Source organism: Streptomyces novaecaesareae (assembly GCF_000716875.1).
Classification (GTDB): domain Bacteria; phylum Actinomycetota; class Actinomycetes; order Streptomycetales; family Streptomycetaceae; genus Kitasatospora; species Kitasatospora novaecaesareae.
The window spans coordinates 1-21,917 of the sequence record NZ_JNWQ01000032.1 but is presented as its reverse complement, the minus strand read 5'-3'; the positions used below and the strand labels follow the sequence as shown (position 1 = coordinate 21,917).

The following is a 21,917-nucleotide window of genomic DNA, read 5'->3' as shown; positions in this document are numbered from 1 at the left end:
CACCCCAGCCCTTCGTCGTGCCGGTGGACCCTACGGCCGGGTGTAGGCGGCCAGGTCGGGGACGCTGGAGAAGCCGATGCCGTAGGCGCTGACACCGCGGCCGTAGGCGCCGAGCAGGACGCCGGGGGCCTCGCCGGCCAGCACCCAGCCGTACTCGGACTCGCGGTAGCGGAAGGACTGCGGCAGGCCGTTGACCGGCAGGCTCAGGCTGGACCAGCCGGGGCCGGCCAGGTCGTCGGCGAGGTCCCAGGCGAGGCTGCTCTGCTGGTCCAGCCAGTCCTGGCGCAGCGCGCGGTCCAGTTGCCCGGGCCAGGTCGCGGCGAGCAGGCCGGAGCCGGCCAGCCAGGCGGCGGAGGACGCGGACGTCGCCTCCAGGGTGCCGGTGTTGTCGGCGCTGCGGCGGCTGTCCCGGCGGGCCATGGTGACCACGGCCGCGAACTTGCGCATGTCGCGCGGCTCGTACTGCTTGGCCGGCTCGTCGCCGTGGCCGAGCGAGCCGTAGTCGACGCTGCCCGTGGCCCGGCCGCCGGCGCCGGCCTGCATCAGGTAGCGGCGGCCGCTCCAGCCCTCGTCCAGCCCGTACCAGGGGAAGTCCGCGGACAGGTAGGGCACCAGCGGGTCCGCCGGGCCGGCCTGTCCGCCGACCACCGGGCCGCCGGCCGTGACCGTCGCCCCTCCCGCCTGACTCGTCGCGTCCATCCCCGGGCCTCCTCAAACGCACGTGTGCCTGCCGTGGCGCGCTCCCATGGTGGCGTACCGCGGCGTTCCCGGTGGCCGTTCCCGGGCCATGACGGCGCGGAATGTGACGGACGGCTCAGCGGGAACAATCAGCACAATAGCGGCGCACACGCCACCGCCCCGCTCAGCCGGGCGGCCGGGCGGGGCGGTGGCGTACTGCCGGGCGTCGTGACCGGAGTACCGGTCAGGTACCGGTCAGGGGCAGGCCAGGAGCCGGTCAGGTGGCGTCGGGGTCGAACGGGGGCCGCTCGCCGGGGGCCAGCGGGGCACCGGCGGAGGCGGGCGCCGGGGCGGACTTCTCGAAGCTGACGCTGCGGCCGTTCACCGGTGCCGCCGGCTTGTCGTCCAGGACGGAGCGGATGTCCAGCGAGTCCTTCATGTCCTTGAGGCCCAGCGGGTCCTCGTCGCCGCCCATGAGCTGCTTGCGGACGAAGGTCTTGGGGTTGAGGTCCTCGAACTCGAAGTCCTTGAACTCCGGGCCGAGCTCGCTGCGGATGTCCTCCTTCGCGTTGTCGGCGAAGGAGCGGACCTTCCGGATGAAGCCCATGGTGTCCTGGATCAGCTTCGGCAGCTTGTCCGGACCGAAGATGATGATCGCCATCACGATCAGGGTCAGGATCTCCAGCCCACCTACGTCGCTGAACACCTTTGCTCCCTAGCTCGTCGGACGACGGTTCCTACAGGGTAATGGCCACCGGCGAGTCCCTGGTCCACGCTGCGATGAAGCCGTGGTAAAGACCTGCCGGTGGCCGAGGGGCCGCCGGGAGCCGGATGCCGCTGCCCTGGGGTGTGTCTAGCGGGTCTGCTGGCGCTGGGCGGCGAGGCCGCCGGGGTAGCGCTCCGGGGACGACGGCGGCGACGCCTCGCGGGTCGCGGCGACCGGGCGGCCGGGGAAGTCCACCGGGACCTGCGCGGTCATCGGGACGAGGCCGCCCCGGCCGGTGCCGGCGTTGCCGCCGGCCGGGCTGACGGTCGTACCGTGACGCTCCTCGCCCTGCGGGCTGAGCCCGCCGACGCCGCCGAGCGTGACCGCGGCGACGGAGAAGGCGCCCGCGGCGGCGAAGACCAGGCGGCGCCCCCGCGCGGGGGCACGGACGGCGGCCGCGGCCGGCTGCGTCCGGGCGGAACGGTCCTCACCGGCGGTGGGCTCGGGGCGGGCGGAACGCCGCCCCATCAGCGGCCGCAGCACGGCACCGCGCCCGAAGGCGCGCGGGTCGACCCCGGGCACCGGGGTGTCGGCGCCGAGCGCGCCCGCGCCGAAGGAGGCCCCGGCGCCGCGGCCGAAGGAGCCGCCGGTGAGCCGGCTGCCGCCGAGCGTGCCGGTGGCGGCGACCCCGCCGCCGGGCAGGTCGTCGTCGTCATCGCGGCGCCCGCGCCCGGGCGGCCAGTCGCCGTCCGCCGGGCCGTCCTCGGGGAGGTTGCCGACGGCCATCAGCCGGGCCATCAGCGAGGGGGACGGGCCGGGCGTGCCGGTGCCGGTCAGCAGGTGCTTGACGGCGCGGCCCTCGTCGGCCTCGGCGAGGCACTGCGGGCAGGTCGCCAGGTGGGCCTGGACCCGCTCGCGCGAGTCGTGGCCGAGTTCGCCGTCCAGGAAGGCGGACAGCCGCTCGCCGAGGTGGTGCTCCTCGGCGGCGGGTTCGGCGGGCCGTACGGGCAGCGCGTGCAGTGCCGTGTCGGCGGGCAGTGCCAGCGCGGGCAGCACGGGCTCACCGGGTTCGTCGGTACCGCGACGACCCGGCAGGGCCCAGCTCCGCCGGGTCAGGGACCGGCCGGACGAGTCCGACCGGTCCGAGCCGGACCGGCTGGTTCCGCTCACGATCGCCTCCGTCCGCGCCCACCGGGCGCGACCGCGGCCTCCACCGCGCCGACGCCGACCGGCACCGGCTCCTCCGAGCCGCCGCGGCGCTCACGGCCGGGGGCCGAGCCGGGGGCACGGTGCTTGAGCGCGGCGCGCAGGTGCGAACGGCCGCGGTGGATGCGGCTGCGGACGGTGCCGAGCTTGACGCCCAGCGTGGCGGCGATCTCCTCGTACGACAGGCCCTCGATGTCGCAGAGCACCACGGCGGCCCGGAACTCCGGGGCGAGGGTGTCCAGGGCCTGCTGGACGTCGGCGTCGAAGTGGGTGTCGCTGAAGTGCTGCGCCGGGCTGGGCTCGCGGGAGGCGAGCCGCTCGGCCGCGTCCTCGCCGAGCGCGTCGAAGCGGATGCGCTGGCGGCGGCGGACCATGTCCAGGAACAGGTTGGTGGTGATCCGGTGCAGCCAGCCCTCGAACGTGCCGGGGGTGTAGGTGGACAGCGATCGGAAGACCCGGACGAAGACCTCCTGGGTGAGATCCTCGGCGTCGTGCTGGTTGCCCGTCAGACGGTAGGCGAGCCGGTAGACGCGGGCGCTGTGCGCCTCGACGATCTCCTCCCAGGTGGGCGGAGTCCAGGTCTGCGCGTCGGGGCCCTCGGCGAAGGTCGCGAGGGCGGGGGCCTCGGCGAAGGTCGCGAGGGCAGGGGCCTCGGTGGTACCGGCGGCCGTCGTCTCGGCGGCGGGCTGGTCCAGGTCGGAGTGCGCAGACTGGTTCATCACGGGCTTCGGCGTACGGGCCGACGCGGTGCCGCGGGAGTGCCGCCGCACGGGGACGTCGCCCTCGGCCACACCTCCTCGGTCGGCTCTTCTGCCCAGCAGGGCCACCACCATATCCACCTCACCCGTCAAGCCCGGATAAAAGTGCCCGGGAGCTCTCCCGTACCCGGTCCGTGATGACAACGGCCCGCCGCCGTACGCGGTTCCCGGTCGGCCAGTAACCTGTGGCAGGAAATATCGACATCCCCCGGCACCGGGCCGCCACCCGGGGCTCCGAAAGAGGCAGCCATCAGCGAGTTCGGGCCCGCGCGCGCGGCCCTCGCCGACACCTACGTGGGCGAGGACGCCGTGCTCACCTACGCCCGGGCGCAGTCCGCGCGGACCGGCATACGGGCGATCGGGCCGAGCGGCGGGGCCTGCCTGCGGCTGATGGCCGCCGCCCTGGACGCCAAGGCGGTGGCCGAGATCGGCACCGGCACCGGGGTTTCCGGGGTCTACCTGCTGCGCGGGATGCGGCCGGACGGCGTCCTCACCACGGTCGACTCCGAGCCGGTGCGCCAGCAGCTGGCCCGCGAGGCGTACCAGGCGGCCGGGTTCGCGGCCAACCGCTCCCGGTTCATACCGGGCCGGGCACTGGAGGTGCTGCCCCGGCTCGCCGACGGGCAGTACGACCTGGTGTTCTGCGACGGCGACCCGGCCGAGTCCCGCGAGTACCTGCTGGAGGCGCTGCGGCTGCTGCGGCCGGGCGGGATGGTCTGCTTCGAGGGGGTCTTCCAGGAGGGCCGGCTGGCCGAGCCCGAGCTGCAGGACCCGCAGACCGGCGCGGTACGGGACCTCGTCCGGGACGTCCGGGAGAGCGAGGCCCTGCTGCCGGCACTGCTGCCGGTCTCGGACGGGCTGCTCTGCGCGATCAAGCGCTAGCGGTCAATCGTCGGGGGCCCGTCGGGCGGCCGCGCCGGGCCCGCCCGGGGCCGCGGAAAACGCGCGGACCCGGGCCGACATGACGTCGTACCCGGGCCCGGCAGCGCATCTCCAGGAGATGGCGAGCACCCGCTGCGGTCAGCCGCAGGCCTTCTTCAGGGCCTCGCCGAGGGCGTCGGCCTCGTCAGGCGTGAGCTCCACCACGAGGCGTCCGCCGCCTTCGAGCGGAACGCGCATGATGATGCCCCGCCCCTCTTTGGTGACTTCGAGCGGGCCGTCACCCGTCCGCGGCTTCATGGCCGCCATGCTCGTTCCCCTTCCTGCAACCGCTCAGCTACGCACCGGCAGTCCGTCCACCGCCGGTATCGAACGCATTGATCGGAAGCCATTATCCCGCATGCCACGGGCTGATGACCAACATCACTCTCGGTGCAACCTCGGCCGGACCGCCCCCAACCGTCGCAATTCGCGTCATAAGCCCCGGCGTGGCGGCGGTGCGGACACCACGGGAAGGTGCGATACCTCACACTCCCCAGTCCACCGCGTGCTCCGGCATCCTGGCACACGACACCGACAACGCGACGATCACCCGGGGAGCCCTCGCCCATGTCCGATTCCGTGCTGTACGAGCTGGACGGCGGCCTGGCCGTCATCACCATCAACCGGCCCGAGGCGATGAACGCCCTCGACGTGGCCACCAAGGTCGCGCTGCGCGACACCGTGACCGCCGCGGCCGAGGACCCGCAGGTGCGGGCCGTCCTGCTGACCGGGGCGGGCGAGCGCGCGTTCTGCGTCGGGCAGGACCTGAACGAGCACCTGGCGATGCTGAAGCGGTTCGAGGAGACCGGCGAGGGCGCGCTGCGCACCGTCGCCGAGCACTACAACCCGCTGACCAGTGCGCTGGCCGGGATGCGCAAGCCGACCGTCGCCGCGGTCGGCGGGGTGGCGGCCGGCGCGGGCGCCTCGCTCGCCTTCGCCTGCGACTTCCGGATCCTGTCCGACCGGGCCGGCTTCAACACCGCCTTCGCCGGGATCGGCCTGACCGCCGACTCCGGCGCCTCCTGGACGCTCCCCCGGCTGGTCGGGCACGCCAAGGCCACCGAGCTGCTGATGCTGCCGCGGACGGTCAAGGCCGCCGAGGCGATGGAGCTGGGCCTGGCCACCAAGGTGGTTCCGGCCGAGGAACTCGCCGCCACCGCACGGGTCTTCGCCCGCGAGCTGGCCGAGGGCCCGACGGTCGCGTACGGCGCCATCAAGGCCTCGCTGGCGTACGGCGCCTCGCACTCGCTGGACGAACTCCTCGACAAGGAGGACGAGTTGCAGACCCTGGCCGGGGAGAGCGAGGACCACCGGATCGCGGTGCGCGCCTTCATCGCCAAGGAGAAGCCGAAGTACGTGGGCCGCTAAGGCCCCTGGGACGCCGGAGAGGCCCTAGCCCTTCGCGCCGGCGCGGACGTGGCAGTCCGCGAGGTGGTCGTCCACCAGGCCGCAGGCCTGCATCAGGGCGTAGGCGGTGGTCGGGCCGACGAAGCGGAAGCCCGCCTTCTTCAGCGCCTTCGCCAGCGCCGTCGACTCGGGCGTGACGGCCGGCACCTCGCTCAGCGTGCGGGGGGCCGGCCGGTCCGGCTCCGGGGCGAACCCCCAGATCAGCGCGTCCAGTCCGCCCTCCAGATCGCGGGCGACCCTCGCGTTGGCGATCGCCGCCTCGATCTTGGCCCGGTTGCGGATGATGCCGGCGTCGGCGAGCAGCCGCTCCTTGTCGGCCTCGCCGAACTCGGCGACCTCGGCGATCGCGAAGCCGGCGAACGCGGCCCGGAAGCCCTGGCGGCGGCGCAGGATGGTCAGCCAGGACAGCCCGGACTGGAAGGCCTCCAGGCAGACCCGCTCGAACAGCGCGTCGTCGCCGTGCACCGGGCGGCCCCACTCGGTGTCGTGGTAGACCCGGTAGTCGTCGGTGGAGTCGCCCCAGGCGCAGCGGAGCAGGCCGTCCGCGCCGAGCACCGCACCGTCGACCGGCGTTGTCACTGCTCCGTCACCGGCTTCGCGTCCTCGGGCGCCGGGGCCTCGGCCGACGGCTTGCCGAGCGCGACGGCCGGTTCGACCACCTTGGCGAACTGCTCCAGGCCGGGCAGCGGTTCGGCGTCCGGATCGGGGCCGCTGGTCGCCTCGACCGCGCCGCGCAGGTGGGCGGCGGCCTCCAGTTCGGCGATCCGGGCGTCGCGGTAGGCGAGTTCGGCGCCGAGGCGATCGAGGACGTCGTCCACCTCGTCCATCCGGTAGCCGCGCAGGGCCATCGGCAGGCGCAGCTCGTCCACGTCCGCCTTGCCCAGCGGGCGGTCCTGCGGCAGCCGCGCGGCGATGCGGTCGGGTAGCGCCTCCGGCATCGAGCCGCCCCCGCCGAGCGCCACCAGGGCGGCGCCGCCGACCACCACGGCCATGGCGACCACGATCACCCAGAACACGAGCTGTCCTCCCGAACTCCCGGCCGGTCCTCGTCGAAGTGCCGGGGAACCAGACTGATCATGACAGCATGGTCCCCTAGTGAGGCCGGGGGCCATCATCGCACCCGCAGGAGCTCTGGAGGAGACATCGGTGGCACTGCGCCTGGGACCGCGGGAATTCGGTGACGACGAGCTGGTGATCATGGCGATCGTCAACCGGACCCCGGACTCGTTCTTCGACAAGGGCGCGACCTTCGCCGACGAGGCCGCCTTCGCCGCCGCCGACCGCGCGATGGCCGAGGGCGCGGCGATCCTGGACATCGGCGGGGTGAAGGCCGGGCCGGGCGACGAGGTCACGGTCGAGGAGGAGCTGCGGCGCACCGTCCCCTTCGTGGCCGAGCTGCGCAAGCGCCACCCCGACGCGGTGATCAGCGTGGACACCTGGCGGCACGTGGTCGGCGAGGCGGTCTGCGAGGCGGGCGCGGACCTGCTGAACGACGCCTGGGGCGGGGTGGACCCGAAGCTCGCCGAGGTGGCCGCCCGGCACGACGTCGGGCTGGTCTGCACCCACGCGGGCGGCGCCGAGCCGCGGACCCGCCCGCACCGGGTCGGGTACGAGGACGTGATGGCGGACATCCTGCGGGTGACCGTGGGCCTGGCCGAGCGCGCGGTGCAGCTGGGCGTGCGGCGGGACGCGGTGATCATCGACCCGGGGCACGACTTCGGCAAGAACACCCGGCACTCGCTGGAGGCCACCCGGCGGCTGCCGGAGATGACCGCGACCGGCTTCCCGGTGCTGGTCTCGCTCTCCAACAAGGACTTCGTCGGCGAGACGCTGGACAAGCCGGTGGACGAGCGGCTGCTCGGCACCCTGGCGACCACGGCGGTCTCGGCCTGGCTGGGCGCCCGGGTCTACCGGGTGCACCAGGTCGCGGAGACCCGCCAGGTGCTGGACATGGTCGCCTCGATCCGGGGCACCCGCCCCCCGGCGGTCGCCCGCCGGGGGCTGGCGTGAGCTGCCTGGTCGGCGCTCGGCTCGCCTCCGGGGCGCTCTGACCCGGTGCCGACGGTCGGCGCTCCCTCGCTCCTGCGGCGCTCGCTCGCGCTAGATCTCGTTGGCCGGCCGGCGGGCGTCGGCGAGGATCTTCATGACCTCGTCGACCTCGTCGGTGATGTGGAACAGCTCCAGGTCGTGCGGGGCCGCCTTGCCCTGCGCGACCAGGGTGTTCTTCAGCCACTCGAAGAGGCCGCCCCAGTACGCGGTGCCGTAGAGGATCACCGGGAAGCGGGTGACCTTCTTCGTCTGCACCAGGGTGAGCGCCTCGAACAGCTCGTCCAGGGTGCCGAGGCCGCCGGGCAGAACCACGAAGCCCTGCGCGTACTTCACGAACATCGTCTTGCGGACGAAGAAGTAACGGAAGTTCAGCCCGAGGTCGACGAACTCGTTGAGGCCCTGCTCGAAGGGCAGCTCGATGCCGAGCCCGACGCTGAGGCCGCCGGCCTCGGAGGCGCCGCGGTTGGCAGCCTCCATGGCACCCGGGCCGCCGCCGGTGATCACCGCGTAGCCGGCCTCGGCGAGGGCCCGGCCGATGGCCATGCCGGCCTCGTACTCGGGTGAGCCGGCCGAGGTCCGGGCGGAGCCGAAGACGCTGATCGCGGGCGGGAGTTCGGCGAGGGCGCCGAAGCCCTCGACGAACTCGGAGGTGATCCGCAGCACCCGCCACGGATCGGTGTGCAGCCAGTCGGTGGGGCCGGTGGTGTCCAGCAGGCGCTGGTCCGTGGTGCTCGTGCCGACCTGGTCCCGGCGCACCAGCACCGGGCCCTTCTGCTTCTCGGGCCAGGCCTTCTTCTTCCGCGGCACGCCGACCTGCTCGGGGCCGTGTCCGTACTGCTTTTCGTCTCCTGTGCCTGTCATGACGAAACCCTACGCCCGGCTTCCCCCGTTTTCAGGCAACGGGGGAAGGTCGGTTGGGCAACCGGAAGGTGGCGTTCGGCCGTTGATCGGATCAGCCGCCCGGGGCCGGGGACTCAGCTGGTCAGCCAGGCGCGCAGCCGCTCCTCGGCGTCCGCGATGGCGCTCAGCGAGCAGTGCTCCTCCCGCTTGTGCGCCAGGTTCGGGTCACCGGGGCCGTAGTTGACCGCCGGGACGCCCAGCGCGCTGAACCGGGCGACGTCCGTCCAGCCGAACTTGGCCCGGGCCTGGCCGCCGGTGGCCGCCAGGAAGGCCTGCGCGGCCGGCTGGGAGAGGCCGGGCAGGGCGCCCGCGGCGAAGTCCGTCACGGTCAGCTCGAAACCGTCGAAGACCTCGCGCACGTGCTTCTCCGCCTCCGCCTCGCTGCGGTCCGGCGCGTAGCGGAAGTTGACCGTGACGACGCACTCGTCCGGGATCACGTTGCCGGCCACGCCGCCGTCGATCCGGACCGCGTTCAGGCCCTCGCGGTACTCCAGGCCGTCGATCTCCACCCGGCGCGGCTGGTAGTTCGCCAGCCGGGTGAGCACCTCGGCGGCGTGGTGGATGGCGTTGTCGCCGAGCCAGCTGCGGGCCGCGTGGGCGCGCACGCCGGTGAGCCGGACCTGCGCCCGCAGGGTGCCCTGGCAGCCGCCCTCGACCATGCCGCCGCTGGGCTCCATGAGCACCGCGAAGTCGGCGGCCAGCCACTGCGGACGCTCCTTGGCGAGGTGGCCGAGGCCGTTGCGGTGGGCCTCCACCTCCTCGCAGTCGTAGAACACGAAGGTGAGGTCGCGGTTGGGCTCGGGCAGCGTGGCGGCGAGCCGCAACTGGACGGCCACACCGGACTTCATGTCCGAGGTGCCGCAGCCGTAGAGCAGGTCGCCGTCGACGTACGAGGGCAGGTTGTCGGCGATCGGCACGGTGTCCAGGTGGCCGGCGAGCAGGACCCGCTCGCCGCGGCCGAGGTTGGTGCGGGCGACCACGTTGTTGCCGTACCGGTCCACGGTGAGGTGCGGGTAGTCGCGCAGGGCGGCCTCCACGGCGTCGGCGAGCGCCTGCTCGTCGCCGCTCACCGAGGGGAAGTCGACGAGCCGGGCGGTCAGCGTGCCGCCGTCGAGAGTGAGGTCCAGGGGCGTCGGATTCGGGCTGCTCATGGCGCCAGCCTAGTCCGCACGCCGAGTGCCCTCTGTGGTCGCCGTGTGACACGGATCGGCTTCGGTTCGGCAACCGGGAGGCGCCGCACATCCGTCCGAGTGGGTACGGTGTCGGATCAAGAGCAGGCGCGAGAGGGGCGACGGTGGCCAGGAGAAGGAGCAGCGAGGAGCTGGGCGACGAGACGGAGCCCGCCCGTCGCCGCGGGCCGCTGCGCGCCCTGCTGTTGGTGATCGTCGGGCTGCTCGGCCTCGCGCTGGTCGCGGGCCTGGCCGTGGTGGGCATCTGGTGGTTCGGCTTCAAGCCGGGCGAGTCCGAGGGCTGCACGGTGAAGACCGCCGCCGGCAACGGCACCCTGGAGCTCCCGCAGGCCGCCAACGCGGCGACGATCGCCGCGGTGGCGCGCTCGCGCGGCCTGCCGGACCGGGCGACCGCGATCTCGCTGGCGACCGCCATGCAGGAGTCCAAGCTGCGCAACCTCGCCGGCGGCGACCGGGACTCGATCGGCCTGTTCCAGCAGCGGCCCTCGATGGGCTGGGGCACCCCGGCGCAGATCGCGGACCCGGTGTACTCGACCAACAAGTTCCTGGACGGTCTGGTCAAGGTCCCCGGTTACACCCGGCTGCCGCTGACCGACGCCGCCCAGGCGGTGCAGAAGAGCGGCTACCCGCAGGCCTACGCCAAGCACGAGACCAAGGCGACCCTGCTCACGTCGGCGCTGGCCGGCCGGGAGCCCGGCTCGTTCTCCTGCATCGTGCACGACTACGCCAAGCCGGACCCGGCGGACTCCGCCTCTCCCACGGCGGGCTCCCCCACCGCGGGTGCCTCCGCCACCCCGGCCGCGGCGCCGGACCGGGCGCAGGTGCTGGCCGACCGGGTGCGCCGGGAGTTCGGCCGTACCGTCACGCCGGCCACCGGCTACGCCTCGACGATCAAGGGCGCCGAGAACGCCGTCTCACTGACGCCGGACCCGGCCACCGCCGCGCTGACCTCCTCCTCGGACTCCGGCGCGGACGGCGGGGTGGGCGCCGAGCGGGCCAGCGGCTGGGAGGTCGCCCACTGGGCGGTGGCCCAGGCCCAGCAGTTGGGCATCGCGACGGTCGCCTACGACGGGAAGATCTGGCGCAAGACCAAGTCCGAGGACGGCTGGCAGTCGCAGACCTCGGGCACGTCGACCAAGCTCGTCCAGGTCACCCTGGCCCCGTCCGACAAGGGCTGACGCACAGACGTTCGGGTTGCCGCCGGACGGGTGATTCCGGTCAACTCCGGTGGACCCGACCCCCGTTCCGGCGACCCTCGGTGGAGAACCGTCACTTCCCTTGGCCGGGACCGGCTCGGCACTGCCCGGCGGGGCCCGGCGAGCATCACCGTCGCAGTCATACGATCCGATCGTCGGTCAGCCACTTTCCTTGCACCGGCCGAAACCTTCTGGCTTCTCAAGCGGTAACAACGTCGTCCGCCCGGTCGTCCACACCCGGTCGCCCCCGGGCGGACGGGACGGACCCAGACCCCCTTCGAGGAGCCCCATGTCTCACCCCCTCACGCGCCGGATCGCCCAGGCCGCGCTCGTCGTGGCCGCCGGAGCGACCCCGCTGGTCGCGGCCGGCTCCGCGTCCGCCCTGGGCGGGGACGCCCTGCTGCCCAAGAGCGACCTCGCGGCGCCGCTGGGCCAGCTGACCAACACCGACACCGGTTCCACCCTGCAGCACACCACGCACCAGCTCGGCCAGGCCGCGGGCACCACCGGCGCGGCCACCGTCGCCGCGGGCGTACCGGCCTCCGCCGACGCGGCCGGCAACATCGTCGCCCACCAGCTCCCCGAGGCGAACGAGAAGGCGAGCTCGCTGACTGCCCCGGTCGACCAGACCGCCGCCACCACCGGCCAGCTCTCCGCCGTCACCCCGAAGGTCGCCTCGGCCCTGGCCGGCAAGCTCGGCGAGGCCGTCACCGGCAAGGGCGCGGACACCCGCAGCGCCGACGCCGGCGCCGGCCCCGTCGGCGGACTCACCCAGGCGGGCTCCGTCACCCAGGCCCTGCCGGGTGCCGACAAGCTCTCCGGAGCCGTCCCCGGCACCAACGCCGTCACCGACGCGCTGCCGCTGGGCGCGGTGGAGCGCGCGCTGCCGCTCGGCTCGGTCGAGCACACGCTGGCCGGCGCGCCCGGCACCGACGTCCTCGGCCTGGCCGAGCACGGCTCGGCCAACCGCCTCGGCGGCGCCGACCTCGGCCCGAACAACCCGCTGTCCGGCCTCACCGGCGCGCTCGGCCCGGTCGGCGGGCTGCTCGGCGGCGTCAACGGCGGCAGCATCAGCGGCCTGCCGCTCTAGGCACGCCCAAGACATGCCCTAGGGCCGCGCCGGGGCGACCCGCGCGGTGGTCCTCATGCTGAAGGGGCTGGTGTTCCTCCTCGGAACACCAGCCCCTTCGGCGTACGACCGGGGCGCGCCGTTCAGCGCGCCCCGGTCAGCGCGCGCCGTTCAGCCGCTCCACGGCGGCCGCGACCCGCTCGTCGGTCGCGGTGAACGCGACCCGGACGAAGCGCTCGCCGGCCGGCCCGTAGAAGTCGCCGGGCGCCACCAGGATGCCCAGCCCAGCCAGCTCGGCCACGGTCTCCCAGCACGGGCGGTCCTGGGTCGCCCACAGGTAGAGGCTCGCCTCCGAGTGCTCGATCCGGAAGCCGTACGCCTCCAGCGCGGCCCGCAGCGCCGCGCGCCGGGCCGCGTACCGCTGGCGCTGCTCGGCCACGTGCGCGTCGTCCGCGAGCGCGGCGACGGTCGCCGCCTGCACCGGAGCGGGGACGATCATGCCGCCGTGCTTGCGCACCTCCAGCAGCTCCTTGACCACCACCGGGTCGCCCGCGACGAAGGAGGCGCGGTAGCCGGCCAGGTTGGAGCGCTTGGAGAGCGAGTGGACGGCCAGCAGGCCCTCATGGCTGCCCCCGCACACCTCCGGGTGGAGGACGGAGACCGGGTCGGCCTCCCAGCCCAGCTCCAGGTAGCACTCGTCGCTGACCAGCAGCGCGCCGTGCTCCCGGGCCCACTCGACGGCGCGGCGCAACTCCTCCGCGTCCAGTACCCGGCCGGTCGGGTTGGACGGCGAGTTCACCCAGAGCAGGCGCACCCGGGAGCCGTCCAGCTCGTCCACCGAGTCGTACTCGACCGGCTCGGCGCCGCACAGGCGCGCGCCCACCTCGTAGGTCGGGTAGGCCAGCCGCGGGTAGGCGACCTGGTCGCCGGGGCCGAGGCCGAGCTGGGTCGGCAGCCAGGCCACCAGCTCCTTGGAGCCGACGGTCGGCAGGACGGCCTGCGGGCCGATCCCGGCGCCGACGCGCCGGTGCAGCCAGCCGGCGATCGCCTCGCGCAGCTCCAGCGGGCCCCAGACGGTCGGGTAGCCCGGCGTGTCGGTGTGCGCGGCCAGCGCCTTCTGGATCACCTCGGGGACCGGGTCCACCGGGGTGCCGACGGAGAAGTCGCAGATGCCGCCCGGGTGGGCCAGGGCGGTCGTCTTGTACGGCTCCAGCTTGTCCCAGGGGAAGACGGGGAGCCGGTCGGAAACGCGGCGCGCCGCCCCCGGGTGGCCCGGGAACGGCGCGCGCGTGCTGTTGCTGCTCACAGCTTCGTACCCACCGATCGTCAGTGGTCGGCGTTCTGCGGAGGCAGAGCGGCGATGAACGGGTGGTCACGCTCGATCAGGCCCAGCTTCGAGGCGCCACCGGGCGAACCCAGGTCGTCGAAGAACTCGACGTTCGCCTTGTAGTAGTCCTTCCACTCCTCCGGAGTGTCGTCCTCGTAGAAGATCGCCTCGACCGGGCAAACCGGCTCGCATGCGCCACAGTCGACACACTCATCCGGGTGGATGTAGAGCGATCGCTCGCCCTCGTAGATGCAGTCAACCGGGCACTCTTCGATGCACGCCTTGTCCTTCACGTCGACACAAGGCTGCGCGATGACGTAGGTCACGCTGTCGTTCCTCCTCGGAAGGGCCTGGCGGCCCGTTCTGTTCTGCTCGCGTGCGCGGTGAGCGCGGCGTCGTCGATGCCCGCCCCTAGTATCGCGGGTCGGAGACCGCAAATGCACAGGAGGTGGTCAAGTGACGACCGGGAACCCCTCGGACGACCGTCCGGAGGTCCGGATAGATCGCTCTGACGTGGGACGACGCGTGTCCGTCCGGCGCCTGTCGGAGTTCGTGGACGACCGTCCGGTCTTCCGGGATGCGATCGGCGTGCTCACATCGTGGGACGATCACGGATTGACGGTCGTGCCCCGGTCCGGGGAGCCGGTCTGCTTCCCGGAGAAGCTGCTGGTCGCGGGCAAGGTCGTGCCGCCGTTCCCGGCCCGGCGCACCGCGCCGCCGGTCGCCACGCCGGTCGAGCTGCAGCGGATCGCGGGGCGCGGCTGGCCGGCCGTGGAGCAGGAGCCGCTCGGCGAGTGGACGCTGCGCGCCGCGGCCGGGTTCACCCGGCGGGCCAACTCCGTCCAGACCCTCGGGGACCCGGGGATGCCGCTGCCGCAGGCGCTGGCAGCCGTCCGCAGCTGGTACGCGCAGCGCGGGCTGCCCGCGTACGTCGAGGTGGTCACCCCTGGGTCGCCGGACGCGCTGCGGTCGGAACTCGACCGGCTCGGCGCCGGGTACGCGCCCACCCTGGTCCGCACCGCCCCGCTGGCCGGGCTCGCCCGGGCCGGGGCCGGGCACGACCGCGTCCGGCTGGCACGGACGGCGGACGCGGCGTGGCTGTCGGTGTACCGGCGGGTCGGCGGCGACCCGGCGGTGGAGGAGGCGGCCCGGCGGGTGCTGCACGGCGGGCCGTCGGTCTGGTTCGCCTCCGTACCGGGCGCACCCGGGCAGCCGCCGCTCGCGATCGGACGCTGCGTCGTCGAGGGACCCTGGGCCTGCTTCGGGGCGATCGAGGTCCAGCCGTACGCCCGACGGGCCGGGCTGGGGACGGCGGTCATGGCGGTGCTCGCCTCGCGCGCGGCCGAGGAGGGGGCGAGCGGCGGATACCTGCAGGTCGAGGCGGAGAACGCGGGGGCGATCGCGCTCTATGACGGGCTCGGCTTCACGACCAGTCACACTTACCACTACGCCCTGCTTCCCCAGGCGTAGCGGTCCGGTCGTTTCGTCCGTCCATCGCCCTGTCCGCTTGTCGCCTTGCCCGTCCGCCGCCTTGTCCGTCCGCCGTACGAAAGCCGTCGCCGTCACCGTGACCGAGCAGAGCAGAGACCGCTTCCGGAACGCCGCCCGCGCCGAGCAGCCCGACCCGGTGCTGCTCTGCCTGCTCGCCGCCGCCGAACACGGCCCGGCACTCGACCCGGGCGATCCCGGCGAACCGCCGGGCGTGGACGCCCTGCTCGCCGCCTGCGAGGCCGCGCTGGACCGGCACGCGGCGGCCGTCCGGCAGGCCGTCGCGGAGCGCGCGCCCGCCGGGCCGGAGGAGACCGCCGCCCTGCTCGCGGCCGTCCTCGGCGGGCGGGAGCGCTTCCACGGCCGGCAGTCGGACTACCGGCGGCTGGAGTCCTCGCTGCTGCCCGAGGTGCTGCGGCGGCGGCGCGGGCTGCCGATCATGCTCTCGCTGGTGTGGACGGCGGTCGGGCGGCGGGCCGGGCTCACCGTCCACGGCATCGCGCTGCCCGGCCACTTCATCGTCGCCGTCGGCGGCCCGGCCGGCGGCGACGAGTACGTCCTGGCCGACCCGTTCCACGGCGGCCGGCTGCTCGACCCGGAGGACGTCCAAGGCCTGGTCGCCGCCGCCGGGGTCGAGTTCACGCCCGACCTGCTCACCCCGGCCCAGCCGCTGGACATCGTGCTGCGGGTGCTCGGCAACATCCGCGCCTGGGCCGCCGACCGCCCGGAGCACGCCCGCACCCAGCTCTGGGCCACCGAACTCGCCCTGCTGCTCCCCCGGCACCCGGCCCAGCTCCGCCTGGAGCGGGCCGAACTCCTCGTCCGCACCGGGGACTTCCTCGGCGGCTCGGCGGAGATGGACGCGTACGCGCAGATCCTGGACGCCTTCGACCCGGACGGGGCCGCCAAGGTCCGTCAGGAGGCGCGGGCGGCCCGGCACCGGCTCAACTGACCTTCTGCGACGAGCCTCAGAGCCAGCCCTTCTCGCGGGCGATCCGCACCGCCTCGGTACGGTTGCGGGCCTCGGTCTTCTGGATCGCCATCGACAGGTAGTTGCGGACCGTCCCCTCGGACAGGTGCAGCCGCCTGGCGATGTCCGCGTTCACCGCGCCGTCGGCGGCCGCGCCCAGGACGTCCCGCTCGCGCGGGGTCAGCGGGTTGGCGCCCTCGGCCAGCGCGGCCGCCGCCAGCGCCGGGTCGATCACCCGCTCGCCGCGCAGCACCCGGCGGATCGCCTCGGCCAGCTCGGCGGCGGGCGCGTCCTTCACCAGGAAGGCGTCCGCTCCCGACTCCATCGCCCGGCGCAGGTAGCCCGGGCGGCCGAAGGTCGTCGCGATGACGACCTTGGTGCGCGGCGCCTGCCGGCGCAGCTCGGCGGCCGCCTCGATGCCCGTCATCCCCGGCATCTCGATGTCCAGCACGGCGACCTGCACGTCGTTCGCCAGCACCGCCGCCACCACCTCGTCCCCGCGCCCGACCTGCGCGACGACGTCGAGGTCCCCCTCCAGCCCGAGCAGCGCGGCCAGCGCCTCCCGGACCATCCCCTGGTCCTCGGCGAGCAGCACGCGGATGGAGGCGGCGTTCTGAATGTCACTCATGGCCACGACCTTAGACCGCGGTGTTCCAGGGGAATTCCGGTGGTCCGCGGCCGCTCTGCGCGCCAGACTGGCCGGATGCCGACGCTGGAACTCCTCCGCCCCGACCACGCCGAGGCCGTGCTGGCCTTCGAACGTGCCAACCGCGCGTACTTCGCACGCAGCATCCCGGACCGCGGCGACGCCTACTTCGCCGAGTTCCCCGCCCGCCACGCCGCCCTCCTCGCCGAACAGGCCGAGGGCACCTGCCGGTTCCACGTCATCCGCGGCGCGGACGGGGAGCTCGTCGGCCGGGTCAACCTGGTCGACCTCGCGGACGGCAGCGCCGAACTCGGCTACCGCGTCGCCGAATCCGCCACCGGCCGCGGCGTGGCGCGGACCGCCGTCGCCGAGGTCTGCCGGCTCGCCGCCACGGCGTACGGACTGACCGCCCTGACCGCCGTCACCACCGTCGACAACCTCGCCTCCCGGGCCGTCCTCGCCCACAACGGCTTCCGGTTCAGGTACGAGTTCCTCTTCGGCGACCGCCCCGCCCTCTCCTACCGCCGCAGCCTCGCCGACCTCCGCCCCTCGGCGTAGCCGGAACAGCCGACGCACCCGGAGCAGCCGGAACAGGAAGTCGGCCGGGCCGACTTCCTACTCCAGCCACCAGGGTCCGTCGGATTCCTCCCGGGCCGAGGGACAAGGTCGCCTCCCCGCTACCTGGCGATTCACGCGCAGCCGCGGTCTCCCGCGCAAGGCGTGTCACCCGAAGGGGCAAGGCCTATTCCAGCCAGCGCCGGGCGGCCTCGACGCTGTCCGCGCCGCTGGTGTTGAAGGCGATGGCGGCCTCGGGAGCGTGGCGTCGGACGAGGTTGACGACCGACTCGAAGAAGGGCAGCGCCGGTTCGGGCTTGCGGATGCCGCCGCCGATGACGACGACGTCCCAACCGCACTCCGAGAGCGCGGCGGTGATCGCGGGCTCGGCGGTTTCGTCGGGGGCGACCAGGGTCATGGCGGCGTCGATGCCGTACTCGGCGAAGCGGGCGAGTTCGGCGTCGAGCACGGCCCGCAGGCCGTCGCCGTCCATGCCGGGGACGGCGTGCGGGTCGAAGCCGAGGACGAGAACAGTGGACATGCCTGTCACGACGAGCGGTCCGGCCCGAAGGGTTCCCCGCGCAGGAAGCGGTCCGCGTCGGCCAGCGTGAGCTTGGGGTCGGTCCAGGAGCAGACCTCCAGCCAGGAGAGCCGGCCGTCCTCGGCGAAGAGGAGGACCTCGCCGTCGTCGCCGAGGGCCGCTTCGGCCACGATCTCCGAGCGGGCGGGGTTGCCGGGCCCGGTGAAGTGGGCGGTGCAGCCGCAGGCGCAGCGGGACTCGATGCGCAGGAGCGGGACTTGGGCGCGCAGCGGGTGGCCTTCGGGGAGGAGGGCGTCGAGGGTGTGGGCGACGTCGGCGGGGAGGCGGTTCATCGGCGGCGCAATCGCGTGGTGAGGGCGGACAGTTCTTCGATGTGGAGGAGGTGGGCGAGCAGGAGGTAGCCGGCGGCGAGGACGGCGCCGGCGGGTAGCAGGCCGTAGCGGGCCGCGTACCAGGCGGCGACCGCGGCCGGGAGGGCGGCCGCCAGCGGCCTGGCGTGGGCGCCGAGGACGCCCAGCGGCCCGAGGCGCCGGCGCAGCAGCAGGTGGGCGGCCACGCAGGTGAGCAGGAAGGAGCCCCCGTAGCAGCCGGCCATCCCGGTGACGGCCCAGCGCAGCGGCAGCAGCCGGTGGCAGAGCAGGGCGCCGAGCGCGGTGGCGGCGACGGGCAGCAGGTTGAGCAGGAACGGGGTCCGGCTGTCGCCGAGCGCGTAGAAGGTGCGGGTCAGCGCGTACCCGGCGGAGTACAGGACGAGGCCGGGCGCGAAGGCACAGAGCATGCCGGCGATGGCCCGGACGTCGGCGGCGTCGGTACGGCCGTGCCCGAAGGCGAGCTCGCACAGCTGCGGCGCCAGGACGGCGAGCGCGCAGGCGGCCGGGACGGTGACGACGGCGATCGTGCGGACCGTACGGGAGAGGATCCCGCGCACGGCGGCCCGGTCGTCGGCGGCGGCGCTCAACGAGGGCAGGACGGCGGTGACCACGGACACCGTGACCACGCCGTGCGGCACGATCCACAGCAGGTAGGCGCTGCCGTACGCCGTGTATCCGACGCCCGGCAGCCCCGCCGCCGCGGCCTGCTCGCCGGCGAGCGTGGACAGCCGGGTCACCACCCAGTAGCTCACCTGGTCGCTCAGCACGAGCAGCAGCGTCCACCCGGCGGCCCGCAGGGGCTCGCCCAGCCCGGCCCGCCGCCAGTCCCAGCGCGGCCGCAGCCGCACCCCGGCGGCCCGCAGGCAGGGCAGCAGCACCAGGCTCTGGGCGACGACACCGGCCGTCGTCCCGGCCCCGAGCACGGTCAGGTCGGCGGCGGAGAGGGCCGGTCGGCCGAGGTAGGCGCCGAACACCCCGATCACGACCAGGTTGTTGAGCACCGGCGCCCACGCCATCGGCGCGAACCTCCGCCGGGCGTTGAGGAGTTGGCCCAGCACCGTGAACAGCCCGTAGCAGAACACCTGCGGCAGGCACAGGTACGCCAGCAGTACGGTGTGCTCCAACTGCGCACCGCCGTACGAGGTGTACGCCCGTACGACGAGCGGCGCGGCCGGCACCACCAGCGCCGTCAGCACCAGCAGGGCGGCCACCAGCACCGTCACCAGCCGGTCGAGGTGCGCCGCACCGCCGTCCGCCGACTCCTTGGCGGCGCGCACCAGGTGGGGCACCAGCGCGGTGTTCAGCGCGCCGCCGATCAGCAGCACGAACAGGATGTTGGGCACGGTGTTGGCCACGTTGTAGCCGTCCGCGAGCACCCCCGAGCCGAGGACGGCCACCAGGACCGCCGAGCGGACGAAGCCGGTGGCCCGGGAGACCACCGTCCCCACCGCCATCACCAGACCGGGCGGTAGCGCCCGCCGCGGCTTCCGGTGCCGGGCGGCCGCGACGGGCGAGGCCGACGGAACGGGAGGAACGGGCCGTACCGGCCGAACCTCCTGGAGAACGGTCATCCGCCAGCCCCTCTCGCTGCGGGCACCGGCCCGAACAGGCCGGCGAGATCGGCGAGAGCATGCGTCAGGGCCCCTGAAGCGAGGCTGAGAAAGCTGAAGCCCGTTTAAGGAACGGATCCGGCCCCGGTGGCATCCTGATCCGCATGGAGATTCTGGTGGTGGAGGACGACGCCCAAGTCGCCGCGGCCGTACAGCGCGGCCTGGACGCCGAGGGCTACACCGTCGACCTCGCCCCGGACGGCCTGACCGGCCTGCGGCTGGCCCGGCGGCACGCCTACCGGGCGATCGTGCTCGACATCATGCTGCCCGGCCTGAACGGCTACAAGGTGTGCGAGGCGCTGCGCGCCGACGGCGTGACCACCCCGATCCTGATGCTGACCGCCAAGGACGGCGAGTACGACGAGGCCGAGGGCCTGGACACCGGCGCCGACGACTACCTCACCAAGCCGTTCTCCTACCTGGTCTTCCTGGCCCGCCTGCGCGCCCTGATCCGCCGCAGCCAGACCCCCGGCCCGCTGCTGCGGGTGGGCGACCTGTGGCTGGACCCGGCGGGCCGCCGCTGCGGCCGGGGCAGCGCCGAGATCACCCTCACCGAGCGCGAGTTCGCCGTCCTGCGCTGCCTGGCCGAGCACCCCGGCGAGGTGCTGTCCAAGCGCCGGATCGTCGACGAGGTGTGGGACATCGCCTTCGACGGCGAGGAGTCCATCGTCGAGGTGTACGTCAGCATGCTGCGCCGCAAGGTGGACACCCCGTTCGGCGTCCGCTCGATCACCACCGTGCGCGGCGCCGGCTACCGGCTGGAGGCCGGGCCGTGCTGAGCCGCCTCTCCACCCGCCTGCGCACCTCGCTGGCGGCCGGTCTGGCCGCGCTGCTGCTGCTCGGGGTCGGCGCCTGGTGGCTGCGCGGCCACATGTACGACGCGCAGTTGGCGGCCGCCGATGCCGAGGCGAAGGCGCAGGCCCGGGAGATCAGCAGCGGCTACAAGTTCGGCCAGCAGCTGGCGGACCACGGGCAGTTGCCGTACCTGGTGCTGGGCAGCGACGGCCAGGTGGTGATCATGGGCGGCCCGCTGACCACCCAGCACCTGACCGGGCCCCTGCCGACCGCCGTACCCCGTCTGGCGCCGGACGACTGGCAGTCGGTGCAGCGGATCACCATCGGCCCCGCGGGAGACGCCGCTGCCAACCGCTACTCGGGGCGCGCCTTCACCGCGATGGGCAGCTGGAGCCCGCTGCTGCGCAAGGACGGCTTCCAGGTGAAGCCGGAGGTCGGCCCGTTCACGGTGTACGTGCTGGCCACCCCGTTCGCCGCCGAGGCCTCGCTGCGCACCATCGACCCGGTGCTGCAGGCGGGCGTGCCGGCCGCCGCGCTGCTGGTCGCGCTGATGGCCTGGACGGCGACCAGCCGGGCGCTGCGCCCGGTGGAGGCGATCCGCGCCGAGCTGGCCGAGATCGGCGAGCACCGGCTGGACCGCCGCGTCCCGGTGCCGCGCTCCGGCGACGAGATCGCCCGGATGGCGCGGACCACCAACGCCACGCTGGACCGGCTGGAGCGCTCGGCCGCCCAGCAGCAGCGCTTCGTCGCGGACGCCTCGCACGAGCTGCGCAGCCCGATCGCGGCGCTGCGCACCAACCTGGAGGTCTCGCTGGCCCATCCGGAGCGCACCGACTGGCCGGCCGCCACCCGGGAGGCGCTCACCTCGGTCGAGCGGCTGCAACAGCTCACCGAGGACCTGCTGTTCCTGGCCAGGGGCACCCACCCGGCGACGGCCGGCCGCCCCACCACCGTCGACCTGTCCGCCGTGCTGCGCGAACTCGCCGACCAGTACCGCCCGGCCTTCGGCGCCCGGCTCGCCCTGCGGGTGGACGCGCCCGAGCCGGTGCTGGTGCGCGGCAGCCGGATCCGGCTGCACCGGCTGGTGCGCAACCTGCTGGACAACGCCCGGCGGCACGCGGCCACCGAGGTGGCACTGTCCGTACGGCAGACCGGGGCCGGCTGCGTCCTGGAGGTCAGGGACGACGGCCCGGGCGTGCCGCCGGAGGACCGCGAGCGGATCTTCGAGCCGTTCACCCGGCTCGACGAGGCCCGCAGCCGGGACGCCGGCGGCAGCGGCCTGGGCCTGGCCATCGCGGCCGACGTCGCCACCCGGCACGGCGGCACCCTGCGCGTCGCCCACGCCCCGCGCGGCGCCCGCTTCGTGCTGGAACTGCCGTCCGTCTGACACCGCCGCAGCGGTCGCCGCAGCCGTGCCACAGCCCTAGCCCTAGCCCCAACGCCGTGTAGATAGAGCTGTGGGTGGCCGCGTCAAGTCGCCTGAAATGGGACGGAGCTCCTGCTAGAACCGTGTCGACCAAGATCACTGTTCGGT

General features: G+C 74.1%; 25 protein-coding genes. 10 read left to right on the top strand and 15 right to left on the bottom strand.

Going from position 1 to position 21,917, the window contains the following annotated elements:
- Positions 1-30: 30 nt before the first annotated feature.
- From OP86_RS14485 to sigE, 4 genes are all read right to left on the bottom strand, one after another.
- The gene (locus tag OP86_RS14485; RefSeq protein WP_030258727.1) at positions 31-699 is read right to left on the bottom strand and encodes a hypothetical protein; all 669 of its coding nucleotides are present in this window, start codon (positions 697-699) and stop codon (positions 31-33) included.
- Between the two features lie 256 nt (positions 700-955).
- Complete coding sequence (locus OP86_RS14480; protein WP_030061545.1) at positions 956-1,384, bottom strand: sec-independent translocase; 429 nt, start codon at positions 1,382-1,384, stop codon at positions 956-958.
- 147 nt (positions 1,385-1,531) lie between these two features.
- Positions 1,532-2,554 (bottom strand): zf-HC2 domain-containing protein, encoded by a 1,023-nt coding sequence (locus OP86_RS37440; RefSeq protein WP_051830086.1) that lies wholly within the window; start codon positions 2,552-2,554, stop codon positions 1,532-1,534.
- Positions 2,551-3,309, bottom strand: coding sequence for an RNA polymerase sigma factor SigE (sigE, locus tag OP86_RS14470; RefSeq protein WP_051830095.1), 759 nt, complete (start codon positions 3,307-3,309; stop codon positions 2,551-2,553). Before sigE ends, OP86_RS37440 begins: the two co-directional genes overlap by 4 nt.
- Before the next feature lie 288 nt (positions 3,310-3,597).
- Here sigE and OP86_RS14465 point away from each other — a divergent pair, with 288 nt between their 5' ends.
- Entirely contained in the window at positions 3,598-4,230 is a 633-nt protein-coding gene (locus tag OP86_RS14465; protein ID WP_030061549.1) for an O-methyltransferase, read from the top strand.
- A 138-nt stretch (positions 4,231-4,368) separates the two neighbouring features.
- Here OP86_RS14465 and OP86_RS34780 read toward each other — a convergent pair whose 3' ends face one another.
- Positions 4,369-4,536 carry a DUF3117 domain-containing protein gene (locus tag OP86_RS34780; protein WP_014137929.1) on the bottom strand — a complete coding sequence of 56 codons (168 nt, stop codon included), beginning with the start codon at positions 4,534-4,536 and terminating at the stop codon, positions 4,369-4,371.
- A gap of 300 nt (positions 4,537-4,836) precedes the next feature.
- Here OP86_RS34780 and OP86_RS14460 point away from each other — a divergent pair, with 300 nt between their 5' ends.
- Entirely contained in the window at positions 4,837-5,637 is an 801-nt protein-coding gene (locus OP86_RS14460) for an enoyl-CoA hydratase-related protein (RefSeq protein ID WP_030061550.1), read from the top strand.
- A 24-nt stretch (positions 5,638-5,661) separates the two neighbouring features.
- Here the strand turns inward: OP86_RS14460 and OP86_RS14455 are convergent, their stop codons facing one another.
- Positions 5,662-6,255, bottom strand: a complete 594-nt coding sequence (locus OP86_RS14455) for a DNA-3-methyladenine glycosylase I (protein ID WP_030061551.1) — start codon at positions 6,253-6,255, stop codon at positions 5,662-5,664.
- On the bottom strand, positions 6,252-6,692 hold the full coding sequence (locus tag OP86_RS14450) for a DivIVA domain-containing protein (protein WP_033331919.1): 441 nt from the start codon (positions 6,690-6,692) through the stop codon (positions 6,252-6,254). The genes OP86_RS14455 and OP86_RS14450 overlap by 4 nt, the downstream gene beginning before the upstream one ends.
- Before the next feature lie 181 nt (positions 6,693-6,873).
- Here OP86_RS14450 and folP point away from each other — a divergent pair, with 181 nt between their 5' ends.
- Positions 6,874-7,686 carry a dihydropteroate synthase gene (gene folP / locus OP86_RS14445; protein ID WP_051830094.1) on the top strand — a complete coding sequence of 271 codons (813 nt, stop codon included), beginning with the start codon at positions 6,874-6,876 and terminating at the stop codon, positions 7,684-7,686.
- Between the two features lie 90 nt (positions 7,687-7,776).
- On the opposite strand, the gene OP86_RS14440 is transcribed toward folP, so the two are convergent.
- Both OP86_RS14440 and dapE read right to left on the bottom strand, forming a co-directional pair.
- Positions 7,777-8,586 (bottom strand): LOG family protein, encoded by an 810-nt coding sequence (locus tag OP86_RS14440; protein ID WP_051830085.1) that lies wholly within the window; start codon positions 8,584-8,586, stop codon positions 7,777-7,779.
- 113 nt (positions 8,587-8,699) lie between these two features.
- Positions 8,700-9,776 carry a succinyl-diaminopimelate desuccinylase gene (gene dapE, locus OP86_RS14435; RefSeq protein ID WP_030061555.1) on the bottom strand — a complete coding sequence of 359 codons (1,077 nt, stop codon included), beginning with the start codon at positions 9,774-9,776 and terminating at the stop codon, positions 8,700-8,702.
- Between the two features lie 143 nt (positions 9,777-9,919).
- Between dapE and OP86_RS14430 the strand changes: the two genes are divergently transcribed.
- Together OP86_RS14430 and OP86_RS38785 are read left to right on the top strand one after the other, a co-directional pair.
- Positions 9,920-10,993: a VldE C-terminal domain-containing protein gene (locus OP86_RS14430; protein ID WP_199815206.1), complete on the top strand. Its 1,074-nt coding sequence runs from the start codon at positions 9,920-9,922 to the stop codon at positions 10,991-10,993.
- Positions 10,994-11,300: 307 nt separating this feature from the next.
- Positions 11,301-12,101, top strand: coding sequence for a hypothetical protein (locus OP86_RS38785; protein WP_051830084.1), 801 nt, complete (start codon positions 11,301-11,303; stop codon positions 12,099-12,101).
- A gap of 136 nt (positions 12,102-12,237) precedes the next feature.
- Here OP86_RS38785 and dapC read toward each other — a convergent pair whose 3' ends face one another.
- Positions 12,238-13,386 carry a succinyldiaminopimelate transaminase gene (gene dapC, locus OP86_RS14420; protein ID WP_030258711.1) on the bottom strand — a complete coding sequence of 383 codons (1,149 nt, stop codon included), beginning with the start codon at positions 13,384-13,386 and terminating at the stop codon, positions 12,238-12,240.
- Between the two features lie 20 nt (positions 13,387-13,406).
- A complete protein-coding gene (gene fdxA / locus OP86_RS14415) occupies positions 13,407-13,733 on the bottom strand; it encodes a ferredoxin (RefSeq protein ID WP_030061559.1) in 327 nt (108 codons plus the stop codon).
- A gap of 130 nt (positions 13,734-13,863) precedes the next feature.
- Between fdxA and OP86_RS14410 the strand changes: the two genes are divergently transcribed.
- Both OP86_RS14410 and OP86_RS14405 read left to right on the top strand, forming a co-directional pair.
- A complete protein-coding gene (locus OP86_RS14410) occupies positions 13,864-14,877 on the top strand; it encodes a GNAT family N-acetyltransferase (protein ID WP_030258707.1) in 1,014 nt (337 codons plus the stop codon).
- A gap of 97 nt (positions 14,878-14,974) precedes the next feature.
- A complete protein-coding gene (locus OP86_RS14405; protein WP_030061561.1) occupies positions 14,975-15,847 on the top strand; it encodes a transglutaminase family protein in 873 nt (290 codons plus the stop codon).
- 16 nt (positions 15,848-15,863) lie between these two features.
- Here the strand turns inward: OP86_RS14405 and OP86_RS14400 are convergent, their stop codons facing one another.
- Positions 15,864-16,493: a response regulator transcription factor gene (locus OP86_RS14400; protein WP_030258705.1), complete on the bottom strand. Its 630-nt coding sequence runs from the start codon at positions 16,491-16,493 to the stop codon at positions 15,864-15,866.
- Positions 16,494-16,568: 75 nt separating this feature from the next.
- On the opposite strand from OP86_RS14400, the gene OP86_RS14395 reads away from it, so the two are divergent.
- Complete coding sequence (locus OP86_RS14395; RefSeq protein ID WP_030258703.1) at positions 16,569-17,069, top strand: GNAT family N-acetyltransferase; 501 nt, start codon at positions 16,569-16,571, stop codon at positions 17,067-17,069.
- 184 nt (positions 17,070-17,253) lie between these two features.
- On the opposite strand, the gene OP86_RS14390 is transcribed toward OP86_RS14395, so the two are convergent.
- Genes OP86_RS14390 through murJ form a run of 3 tightly spaced genes read right to left on the bottom strand, consistent with a single transcriptional unit; the run spans position 17,254 to position 19,549 of the window.
- Entirely contained in the window at positions 17,254-17,607 is a 354-nt protein-coding gene (locus OP86_RS14390; RefSeq protein ID WP_030061566.1) for a hypothetical protein, read from the bottom strand.
- 5 nt (positions 17,608-17,612) lie between these two features.
- Complete coding sequence (locus tag OP86_RS14385; protein WP_030061567.1) at positions 17,613-17,939, bottom strand: hypothetical protein; 327 nt, start codon at positions 17,937-17,939, stop codon at positions 17,613-17,615.
- Positions 17,936-19,549, bottom strand: a complete 1,614-nt coding sequence (gene murJ / locus OP86_RS14380) for a murein biosynthesis integral membrane protein MurJ (RefSeq protein ID WP_078589029.1) — start codon at positions 19,547-19,549, stop codon at positions 17,936-17,938. Before murJ ends, OP86_RS14385 begins: the two co-directional genes overlap by 4 nt.
- Before the next feature lie 143 nt (positions 19,550-19,692).
- Here murJ and OP86_RS14375 point away from each other — a divergent pair, with 143 nt between their 5' ends.
- Both OP86_RS14375 and OP86_RS14370 read left to right on the top strand, forming a co-directional pair.
- On the top strand, positions 19,693-20,367 hold the full coding sequence (locus OP86_RS14375) for a response regulator transcription factor (RefSeq protein ID WP_030258699.1): 675 nt from the start codon (positions 19,693-19,695) through the stop codon (positions 20,365-20,367).
- Positions 20,361-21,770, top strand: a complete 1,410-nt coding sequence (locus OP86_RS14370) for a sensor histidine kinase (protein WP_063832376.1) — start codon at positions 20,361-20,363, stop codon at positions 21,768-21,770. Before OP86_RS14375 ends, OP86_RS14370 begins: the two co-directional genes overlap by 7 nt.
- The last annotated feature ends 147 nt before the right edge of the window (positions 21,771-21,917 follow it).

Excerpts from the sequence above, each read along its gene's own strand:
- OP86_RS14485 (WP_030258727.1), bottom strand. The coding sequence starts at position 699 with ATGGACGCGACGAGTCAGGCGGGAGGGGCGACGGTCACGGCCGGCGGC.
- sigE (WP_051830095.1), bottom strand. The coding sequence starts at position 3,309 with ATGAACCAGTCTGCGCACTCCGACCTGGACCAGCCCGCCGCCGAGACG.
- OP86_RS34780 (WP_014137929.1), bottom strand. The coding sequence starts at position 4,536 with ATGGCGGCCATGAAGCCGCGGACGGGTGACGGCCCGCTCGAAGTCACC.
- OP86_RS14460 (WP_030061550.1), top strand. The coding sequence starts at position 4,837 with ATGTCCGATTCCGTGCTGTACGAGCTGGACGGCGGCCTGGCCGTCATC.
- folP (WP_051830094.1), top strand. The coding sequence starts at position 6,874 with ATGGCGATCGTCAACCGGACCCCGGACTCGTTCTTCGACAAGGGCGCG.
- OP86_RS14440 (WP_051830085.1), bottom strand. The coding sequence starts at position 8,586 with ATGACAGGCACAGGAGACGAAAAGCAGTACGGACACGGCCCCGAGCAG.
- dapE (WP_030061555.1), bottom strand. The coding sequence starts at position 9,776 with ATGAGCAGCCCGAATCCGACGCCCCTGGACCTCACTCTCGACGGCGGC.
- OP86_RS38785 (WP_051830084.1), top strand. The coding sequence starts at position 11,301 with ATGTCTCACCCCCTCACGCGCCGGATCGCCCAGGCCGCGCTCGTCGTG.
- OP86_RS14400 (WP_030258705.1), bottom strand. The coding sequence starts at position 16,493 with ATGAGTGACATTCAGAACGCCGCCTCCATCCGCGTGCTGCTCGCCGAG.
- OP86_RS14395 (WP_030258703.1), top strand. The coding sequence starts at position 16,569 with ATGCCGACGCTGGAACTCCTCCGCCCCGACCACGCCGAGGCCGTGCTG.
- OP86_RS14390 (WP_030061566.1), bottom strand. The coding sequence starts at position 17,607 with ATGTCCACTGTTCTCGTCCTCGGCTTCGACCCGCACGCCGTCCCCGGC.
- OP86_RS14385 (WP_030061567.1), bottom strand. The coding sequence starts at position 17,939 with ATGAACCGCCTCCCCGCCGACGTCGCCCACACCCTCGACGCCCTCCTC.
- murJ (WP_078589029.1), bottom strand. The coding sequence starts at position 19,549 with ATGACCGTTCTCCAGGAGGTTCGGCCGGTACGGCCCGTTCCTCCCGTT.
- OP86_RS14375 (WP_030258699.1), top strand. The coding sequence starts at position 19,693 with ATGGAGATTCTGGTGGTGGAGGACGACGCCCAAGTCGCCGCGGCCGTA.